7 protein-coding genes and 1 pseudogene are annotated in these 8689 nt (G+C 66.6%); 5 read left to right on the top strand and 3 right to left on the bottom strand.

Annotated elements, in window-relative coordinates; all coding sequences use genetic code 11:
• Nucleotides 1-163: pseudogene (locus tag G9373_RS24295) on the bottom strand (4-hydroxyphenylpyruvate dioxygenase); the annotation flags it as partial.
• A 217-nt stretch (nt 164-380) separates the two neighbouring features.
• Here G9373_RS24295 and G9373_RS24290 point away from each other — a divergent pair.
• Nucleotides 381-1028, top strand: a complete 648-nt coding sequence (locus tag G9373_RS24290) for an IclR family transcriptional regulator (protein WP_005570725.1) — start codon at nt 381-383, stop codon at nt 1026-1028.
• A gap of 5 nt (nt 1029-1033) precedes the next feature.
• Here the strand turns inward: G9373_RS24290 and G9373_RS24285 are convergent, their stop codons facing one another.
• Complete coding sequence (locus tag G9373_RS24285) at nt 1034-1576, bottom strand: gamma carbonic anhydrase family protein (protein WP_182623694.1); 543 nt, start codon at nt 1574-1576, stop codon at nt 1034-1036.
• 213 nt (nt 1577-1789) lie between these two features.
• Between G9373_RS24285 and G9373_RS24280 the strand changes: the two genes are divergently transcribed.
• The 4 genes from G9373_RS24280 (at nt 1790) to G9373_RS24265 (ending at nt 7790) form a co-directional block, all read left to right on the top strand.
• Nucleotides 1790-3007 (top strand): CoA transferase, encoded by a 1218-nt coding sequence (locus G9373_RS24280; RefSeq protein ID WP_054247054.1) that lies wholly within the window; start codon nt 1790-1792, stop codon nt 3005-3007.
• 16 nt (nt 3008-3023) lie between these two features.
• Nucleotides 3024-3893, top strand: a complete 870-nt coding sequence (locus tag G9373_RS24275; protein WP_054247055.1) for a hydroxymethylglutaryl-CoA lyase — start codon at nt 3024-3026, stop codon at nt 3891-3893.
• A gap of 28 nt (nt 3894-3921) precedes the next feature.
• On the top strand, nt 3922-5289 hold the full coding sequence (locus G9373_RS24270; protein ID WP_054247057.1) for an SLC13 family permease: 1368 nt from the start codon (nt 3922-3924) through the stop codon (nt 5287-5289).
• A gap of 221 nt (nt 5290-5510) precedes the next feature.
• Complete coding sequence (locus tag G9373_RS24265; protein ID WP_005561915.1) at nt 5511-7790, top strand: bifunctional SulP family inorganic anion transporter/carbonic anhydrase; 2280 nt, start codon at nt 5511-5513, stop codon at nt 7788-7790.
• Between the two features lies 1 nt (nt 7791).
• Here G9373_RS24265 and G9373_RS24260 read toward each other — a convergent pair whose 3' ends face one another.
• The gene (locus tag G9373_RS24260; RefSeq protein WP_005255915.1) at nt 7792-8688 is read right to left on the bottom strand and encodes a diiron oxygenase; all 897 of its coding nucleotides are present in this window, start codon (nt 8686-8688) and stop codon (nt 7792-7794) included.
• Nucleotide 8689 lies beyond the last annotated feature (1 nt).

The raw sequence follows: 8689 nt of genomic DNA, 5'->3' as shown, positions 1-8689 counted from the left end.
TCTGGGTGGCGTTGCCGACCACCCAGACGACGGCGTCCCAGCCGCTGACCGGGAACGGGTCGCGGGTGCCGTCGTATTCGACGAGCCCGACCAGCTGCTCGAGCTGGCCGAGGTCGAGACCTGCCAGACGTTCCTTGTCGGTGAGAGTCTGCTCGATCGTCATGATGGTGCCTTTCCTTGCAACGGTTTTCGGTTGCCCGGGAGGTGAGCGCGACTACGCACCGGGGAAATGGCGAATGCCTGTCACAGAGGTAACCGGCCCCGGTTCCCGTCGTCAACCGGCACCCGGGCAACTAGCCGTATCGACGGGATGCGGACGGTCGCGCGCCGCTTTCCTATACAATCTGAATACTTCAATGGGGCAATAGAAATGGACTGCGATGGTTGCGCGGAGTGAGATCGGCGTCGGAGTGCTCGCCCGCGCGGTGGCGATCCTCGACGTCGTCGAGTCGAGCCCGATGGGCGCGAGCGACCTCGCCCGTGAACTCGACCTGTCCCTGTCGACCACGTACCGGCTGGCGACCGACATGGTCAAGCACGGCCTTCTGCGCAAGGATGAGGAAGGCCGCTTCTACCTGGGTCAGCGATTCGTCACCACGGCGTTGAGCGACCTCGCGATTCCGGCGCTGCGGGAATTGAGCGAGGCGACAGGGGAATCCGCGCAGTTGTGGGTTCGCCGGGGCGAATCCCGTCTCTGCGCCGCAAGCGTCGATTCCCAGCACGAACTGCGGGTGGCGTTGCCCGTCGGAACGTTGGTACCGCTACCGCAGGGGTCGAGCGGCCACGTGCTGTCCGGAGACTGGGAGGCAGACCCCGAAGCCGTGAAATCGGGTTGGTGGGTGTCGGTTTCGGAACGCACACCGGGATCCGCGTCCATCAGTGCGCCGGTCCGCAGGCACGGCGAGATCGTGGCTGCCGTGTGCGTGTCGGGTCCCGAGGGGCGGATGGGGAAGAACCTGGGTGCGTCGATGGGCCGCGCAGTCGTCGCTGCCGCGCGGCAGATCGAGAAATCCGTTCCGGGCGACTGACTCGCTCAGGCGATGTCGAACGTGGTGACGTCCGCCGACCGATGTTGCTGCGCCAGTTGACGGTAGACCGCTGCGTTGGCGGCGTTGTGGGCCACCTCGTCGTCGGTCAGTTCGCGACGCACCTTGGCGGGCACGCCGGCGACGAGTGAGCGCGGCGGAATTCGCGTGCCCTCGAGTACCAGCGCGCCGGCGGCGACCAGCGACTGCTCGCCGATCACCGCTCCGTTGAGGACGGTGGCTCCCATGCCCACGAGGGCGCCGTCCCCCACGGTGCAGCCGTGCAGGACGGCGTTGTGCCCCACACTGACGTTCCGGCCGACGACGACGGGGAAACCCGGATCGACGTGAACGGCCACTCCGTCCTGAATGTTGCTGCCCTCGCCGAGGGTGATGGAATCGCAATCGGCACGCAGCACCGCGCCGTACCAGACGCTGGTCTCCGCGCCGAGTGTTGCGGCGCCGATCACCGCGGCGGTCGGCGCGACCCACGTGGTCTTCTCCGCGCGCGGCGAACGTCCATCGATCGCAACGACGTGTGGTTCTCTCACCGTGTTCTCCTCCTGTCGAGCAGCGGATTCCTGCTGCATTCCGCAGCGTCCCGTCGTCCATTGTCGTGTGGCGCGGACTCCGGGCATTGCCAATTGTGACTGCTACCACTACCGTCATTCTTATCAGACGGGAATCTAACTGCCAAATAATGAGAATCAGCAGGTAGGAACCCAGTCGTCATCCAGTACAGATCGACGAGGGAGAACTCTCACATGCAGGTCCCAGAGAACGGCCCACTGCACGGCATCCGTGTGCTGGAACTCGGCAACTTCATCGCAGCCCCCATGGCGAGCCGCATCTTCGCCGACTTCGGCGCCGAGGTCGTCAAGATCGAGCGACCGGGCGTCGGCGACGAACTGCGGGGCTGGCGTCGCCGCCGCGGCGCGACGTCGATGATGTTTCGCACGATCGCGCGCAACAAGCGGTCCGTCACCCTCGACCTCCGGACCGACGAGGGCCGCGCGATCATTCTCGACCTCGCCGCGAAGTCGGATGTCGTCATCGAGAACTTCCGTCCAGGAACGCTCGAGCGGTGGGGGATCGGGCCCGACCAGCTGACGGCCGCCAACCCCGACATCGTGCTGGTCCGGATCTCCGGCTACGGGCAGACGGGCCCGTACCGGGAGCGCACCGGCTTCGGCGGCGTCGCCGAGGCCTTCGGCGGACTCCGGCACGTCACCGGCTATCCGGACCGTCAATCGGTCCGGGCCGCCGCCCCCATCGCCGACACGCTCGCCGGACTGCACGGCGCGATCGGCGCTCTGATGATGTTGCTGGCCAAGGCGAGGCAGGGCGATCACTCGACCCCGCGCGTCGCGGACGTGGCCCTGTACGAGTCGGTGTTCATGGCGATGGAATCCCTCGTCCCCGACTACGACGCGTACGGCATGGTCCGAGAACGGACCGCGGGCAACCTGCCCGGCGTGGTGCCCAGCGGCGTCTATCCGTGCGACGGCGGCTCCGTCATCATCGCCGGCAACTCGAGTGGCGTGTTCGGCCGGTTGATGCAGGCCGTGGGGCGCGGCGATCTGGCCGACGATCCCGAGCTCGCCGACGGTGATCAGCGATTCCGTCGGGAAGCCGAACTCGACGAGGCCATCTCGTCGTGGACGTCGGTGCGTCGCCCCCGCGACGTCGTCGCCGAACTCGGCGCCGCCGGTGTGCCCGTGGGCGAGGTGTACGACGCCGTGCAGATCGCCGACGACGAGCACTACAACGCCCGCGGCATGCTGCAGAGCCTGAAGGTGTCCGTCGACGGGGAACCCGAAGAGGTGCGCTTCCCCGGAGTGGTCCCGCAGCTCGACGGCGAACCCACACAGATCCGCTGGGCCGGACCCGAACTGGGTGAGCACACCGACGAGATCCTCGGCGGATTGCTGAATCTGTCGGGTGATCAGCTCGACGACTACCGCGCCCGCAACGTCATCTGAATCGGAGGAAAGTGAAATGTCAGTCACCATAACGGATGTCGTGCTGCGAGACGGACTGCAGGACGAGGATGTCGTCGTCTCCACCGACCACAAGATCGCCGTCGCGGACGCCCTCGTCGCCGCCGGTGTGAAGCACATCGAAGCGGCATCGTTCGTCTCACCCACGCGTGTCCCGCAGATGGCGGACGCCGACGACGTCATCGCCCGGCTGCCCCGCACCGACCCGTCGGTCACGTACAGCGCTCTGGCACTCAACCCGCGCGGGGTGCACCGTGCGATCGCGACCGGCATCGAAGAGATCCAGGTCGTGACGTCCGCCAGCGCCGGGCACAGCACGGCGAACACGGGCCGGAACCCGGACGAGGCGCTGCACGGACTTGCCGAGGCATTGCAGAAGTACCCGGACCGGAGTTTCCTCGGAGGTGTGTCGACCGCGTTCGTCTGTCCGTTCGAGGGCATCATCGCCCCCGCCACACTGGTACGGGTGGCCAGCGCGATGGCCGCAATGGGTGTGCGCCGGCTCGGGCTGGCCGACACACTGGGGACGGCCACCACCGAGCAGGTGCTCGCATCGGCCGGGGCGGTACGCGACGCCCTCCCCGACATCGAACTGAGCCTGCACCTCCACAACGCGCACGGTCAGGCCCTGGGCACCGTGATCGCCGCGCACCGGCAGCTCGGCATCACGCATTTCGACAGTGCCATCGGCGGGTACGGCGGCTGCCCGTTCGCGCCCGGCGCCCACGGCAACCTCGCCACCGAGGAACTGGTCGCGCACCTGCACGCGCACGACATCGACACCGGTATCGATCAGCAGGCCCTCGGCCTCGCCGTCGACACCGTGAAACACGCTCTGGCCCAAGCTCGGCCCCTCACCGCAGTGTGATCTGCGAACTCACCTCGAAAGGCCGACCATGGTCTACACAATCTCCATCGTCGCTCTGATCGCGATCTTCACAGTGGCGACCCTCACCCCGATCAACATGGGCATCCTCGCGTTCGCCGGAGCGTTCGTCATCGGCGGCTGGGTGTCCGGGATCCCGGTCGAGGACATCATCGACGCCTTCCCCGGCAGCACGTTCATCATCGTCGGCGGCATCACGCTGCTGTTCGCCATAGCAAAGACGAACGGGACCATCGACCTCGTCATCGAGGCCTCGCTCCGACTCGTGCGCGGCAGGCGGTGGGCGATCCTGTGGATGATGTTCCTGCTGTCCGGACTGCTGATGGCCCTCGGGTCCGTCCTCGCGGTCGGGATGCTCGCCCCCATCGCAATGCCTCTCGCGGCCAAGAACAAGATCAACCCGTTCCTGATGGGTATGGTCATCAGCCATGGTGCCCTGGCCTGCGCGTTCTCACCCATCAATCTCTACGGCGCATTCATCAACGGACTGATGGACTCGACCGGCGTCGGATCGAATCCCCTGGTCCTGTTCGCTCTGCCGTTCGTCCTCAACCTGGCCATCGCGATCGTGCTGTTCCTGATCTACGGCCTCGACCTGATCGGTCGCCGCACTCCCCGCCCCGTCGAGGAGACGCCCGACGACGGAGGATTCGGCGGTTCCTCGCGCCGGCCGTCCGGGGGCGTGGCGTCGGGCAACGGCCCGGGCGGGAACACCGCGACCCTCACCGATCGCGAGGTCATCGAGGAGGCGCTGATCCACGAAGGCATGAAGCCGGTGAAGATGAATCGGTACCGGTTCGCGACGCTCGCCGGCATCGGCTTTCTCGTCGTCGGGTCGGTCGCGTTCGGAATCGACGTCGGCGTCAGCTCGATCTGCATCAGTGCGGTGCTGCTGCTGATGGCGCCCAAGTCGCACCCCAAGGTCATCGACAACGTGGCATGGCCGGCCGTGGTGCTCGTGTGCGGGATGCTCACCTACATGGCGGTCATGACGCAGAACGGCACGCTCGACTTCCTCGGCGATGCGGCGTCGGCTCTCGGATCGCCGTTGCTGACCGCGTTGATCCTCTGCTACGCGGTTGCGATCATCTCCGCGTTCGGATCGTCGATCGGTACCCTCGGCATCGCGTTGCCCCTCGCCGCGCCGATGCTCGCGATGGGAGAGGTCGGCGCCGTGGGATTCGTCGCGGCCCTGGCATTCTCCGCGACGGTGGTCGACGTCAGCCCGTTCTCGACGAACGGCGTGATGGTGCTCGCCAACGCGCAGGTCGAGGACAAGGGCCGTTTCCAGCGCAAGATGCTCGCCTACTGCGGTCTGATCGTGCTGTCGGCCCCGATGTTCGTCTGGGCACTGGTTGTCGTGCCCACGTCCGTCTAGGTCCGACCGGCCGTGCCGGTCACCGTTTTCCCTCGGTGACCGGCACGTCTCACAGTGTGAGAGCGGGCGACGTGAACTTTGTGAACTTTAAGCTTCATGTAATGGACTGTTGTCCAATAGTTTTCGATTCAACTGGGTGAAAAGTGCTGTCACAGTGACACATGCCACAAGACCCCGTCCGTTTCGGGCGTTTCGTCGTTCTCCGCCCGTAAGGTGACGACATGTCGATCCTCGAGAACGAGAAAGCACCCCCATCCGGTGCACCCGCCCCCGGACCGACCCTCGGCGAAAGGTTGCGAGATAACGCGCGATACGACCTGCCCGCGTCGCTCGTCGTCTTCCTCGTTGCACTGCCGCTGTCGCTCGGTATCGCGATCGCGTCCGACGCCCCGATCATGGCGGGGCTCATCGCGGCGATCGTCGGCGGTGTGGTGGCGGGTTCCATCGGTGGCTCACCACTCCAGGTCAGCGGTCCTGCCGCCGGATTGACCGTGGTGGTAGCAGAATTGGTCGCCACATTCGGCTGGAAGGCCACGTGCGCGATCACCGTCGCAGCCGGATTCCTTCAAATCATCTTCGGGCTCAGTAGAATTGCCCGTGCAGCCCTGGCCATCGCGCCGGTCGTGGTCCACGCCATGCTGGCCGGTATCGGAATCACGATCGCCCTCCAGCAGATTCACGTCCTACTCGGTGGCAGCTCGCACAGCTCGACCATCGAGAACCTCACTCAGCTCCCCGGCCAGCTGACGTCCGCCCGCTACGGCGACGTCCTCGTGGGAACGGTGGTCATCGCCGTCCTGCTGTTCTGGAAGAAGATCCCCGGCAAGCTGCAGGTGCTCCCCGGCCCGCTGGTCGCCGTCGTCGCCGCCACCGTTCTGTCCCTTGTCCTCCCACTCGACATCGATCGAATCACGTTGGACGGCTCCCTGTTCGACGCCGTGGCACTGCCTTCGATGCCGGACGGCCCGTGGCTCGCAGTGGCCACCGGCGTACTCACGGTCGCGTTGATCGCGAGCGTCGAGAGCCTGTTGTCCGCGGTCTCCGTCGACAAGATGCACGGCGGCACGCGTTCGGAGTTCAACCGTGAACTCGTCGGTCAGGGCTCGGCCAACATGCTCTCGGGTCTCATCGGCGGCCTGCCGGTCACCGGTGTGATCGTGCGCAGTTCCACCAACGTGGCCGCCGGGGCGCGCACCCGGGCGTCCGCCGTGCTGCACGGCGTGTGGATCCTCGTCTTCGCCGCGCTGCTCACCGGGCTCGTCGAGCAGATCCCGATGGCAGCGCTGGCCGGCCTCCTCATCGTGATCGGCATCCAGCTCGTCAAAATGGCTCATCTGCGGACGGCCCGGCGCACCGGCGACCTGTGGGTGTACGGCGTGACCGTGGCCGGCGTGGTCTTCCTGAACCTGCTCGAGGGTGTGATCATCGGCCTCGCACTCGCGGTGGTCCTGCTGTTGTGGCGGGTCATCCACCCCAAGATGCGGGCCGAACCTGTCGGCTCCGAGGATTCCGGGCGGTGGCGCGTGACCGTCGAGGGGTCGTGCAGCTTCCTGTCCATGCCGGCGTTGACGGGGATCCTCGCGAAGGTGCCCGAGGGCGCGCACGTCACCGTGGAACTGGCGGTCGACTTCCTCGACCACGCCATGTTCGAGGCGATCGACGACTGGAAGCGTCACCACGAGCGGAACGGCGGAACGGTCGTGATCGACGCGCTCGGTCCCGTCGACATGGACGCCGTCGGCGCGTCGCCGCCCCGGCGCGGCATCGGCGTGGTGAGCTCCCGCGGGTTCGCCCCGTGGAAGAGCTGGCAGCCGCGGCACACCGACACCGAGGACTCCACCACCACACCGGCGGCACTCCGGCCGGTCCTCGCGGGAGTGTCGGAGTATCACCGGCGGAACGCGGCTCAGCTGCTCCCGCACCTCGACGAACTCCGGGACGGGCAGCGCCCCGACTCGTTGTTCCTCACCTGCTCCGATTCACGCATCGTGCCGAACGTGATCACCAGCAGCGGTCCGGGCGACCTGTTCACGGTGCGCAACGTGGGCAACCTCGTCCCGACCGGGAAACAGGACGTGTCGGTCGAGGCGGGACTGGCCTTCGCCCTCGACGAACTCGAGGTCAGCTCGGTGATCGTGTGCGGCCACTCCGGCTGCGGCGCGATGAAGGCCGTGCTCGCGAGTGCACCGACCGAGACCGACGGGTCCGATCGCGACGCCGTCGAACAGTGGCTGACGTTCGCGCAGCCGAGCCGGAACGCGTTCCTCAGCGGTCATCCGGTGGCACGTGCAGCGGCCGAACTCGGATTCGACGAGGTCGACCAGCTGGGCATGGTGAACGTGGCGGTCCAGGTGCAAACCCTCGGGCGCCATCCCCTCGTCGGCGCGGCAGCGGCCGAGGGTCGAGTACGCGTCGCGGGAATGTTCTTCGACATTCCGTCCGCCCGCGTACTCGAGATCACCTCGACCGGTGTGTCCTACCTGGACCACGTCCCCACATGATTCAGAGGAGATGGACCCTCTTGTAGAGGCGCTTGGACGGGCCGCCGACGAGGCCGACGCCATCGAGGAACTGCATCAACTTGGAACCGGACGTGCGAACGGTGTCCTTGTAGTGCTGGTTGTTCTTGGCCTCGGCGGCGGCCCGCTCCGGGTCGAGTCCGGCATTCGCATACACGTCCTTGCGGATCATGCTCTTCATCACGAAGTACACGACCACCGCGGTGTTGAGCCGCTCGAACTGCAGCCGAGCCCAGCTGGCGCCCTCGATGCGGCGGCCGACCTCTTCGCGGGCGAAGCGGATGTGGCGGGCCTCTTCGAGGACGTGGATCTTGCTGACCGTGCGGGTGACGGGCTGCACGCGCTCGTCCTTCATGAAGTCGCGCTGCATCATGTCGAGGATCTCCTCGGCGGCCATCACGCTGGCGTACGCGTTCGCGCCCCGGAAGAAGCCACCCCAGATGCGTCCGAGCTTGTGGATCGCGGGGTGCGGTCCGTAGCTCGGCATGTTGAGGCGTTCACCGGCGCGGGCGAACATCACCGAGTGGCGGCATTCGTCGGCCACCTCGGTGAGCGCGAACTGGACGTGGCGCGAGTGCTTGTCGCGGCCGTACACGTCGCGCAGGAGCATCTGCATGAGCAGGATCTCGAACCACAGTCCGACGCTGGACACGCTGGCGGCCTCGTGCTTGGTGAGCTCGATCTTCTGTTCTTCGGTCATTTCGTCCCAGAGGGCGGTGCCGTAGAGCGTGCTCCACTCAGGGGTGAGACCGAACTTGTCGTCGGGGATCGGTGCTTCCCAGTCGACCTCGACCATCGGGTCGTAGGACTTGCGTGCCGACGACGCCAGCAAGCGCTGGGCGGTCTCTTCGCGGTCGGAGACGACGATCGATGCGGTCATC

Origin of the sequence: Rhodococcus sp. A14, assembly GCF_011603105.1 — a bacterium.
Lineage (GTDB): Bacteria > Actinomycetota > Actinomycetes > Mycobacteriales > Mycobacteriaceae > Rhodococcus_F > Rhodococcus_F opacus.
Note: the sequence above shows the minus strand (reverse complement) of the source record. Positions and strands in the feature narration are given on the sequence as shown.

Excerpts from the sequence above, each read along its gene's own strand:
- G9373_RS24275 (WP_054247055.1), top strand. The coding sequence starts at position 3,024 with ATGTCAGTCACCATAACGGATGTCGTGCTGCGAGACGGACTGCAGGAC.
- G9373_RS24280 (WP_054247054.1), top strand. The coding sequence starts at position 1,790 with ATGCAGGTCCCAGAGAACGGCCCACTGCACGGCATCCGTGTGCTGGAA.
- G9373_RS24270 (WP_054247057.1), top strand. The coding sequence starts at position 3,922 with ATGGTCTACACAATCTCCATCGTCGCTCTGATCGCGATCTTCACAGTG.
- G9373_RS24260 (WP_005255915.1), bottom strand. The coding sequence starts at position 8,688 with ATGACCGCATCGATCGTCGTCTCCGACCGCGAAGAGACCGCCCAGCGC.
- G9373_RS24290 (WP_005570725.1), top strand. The coding sequence starts at position 381 with ATGGTTGCGCGGAGTGAGATCGGCGTCGGAGTGCTCGCCCGCGCGGTG.
- G9373_RS24265 (WP_005561915.1), top strand. The coding sequence starts at position 5,511 with ATGTCGATCCTCGAGAACGAGAAAGCACCCCCATCCGGTGCACCCGCC.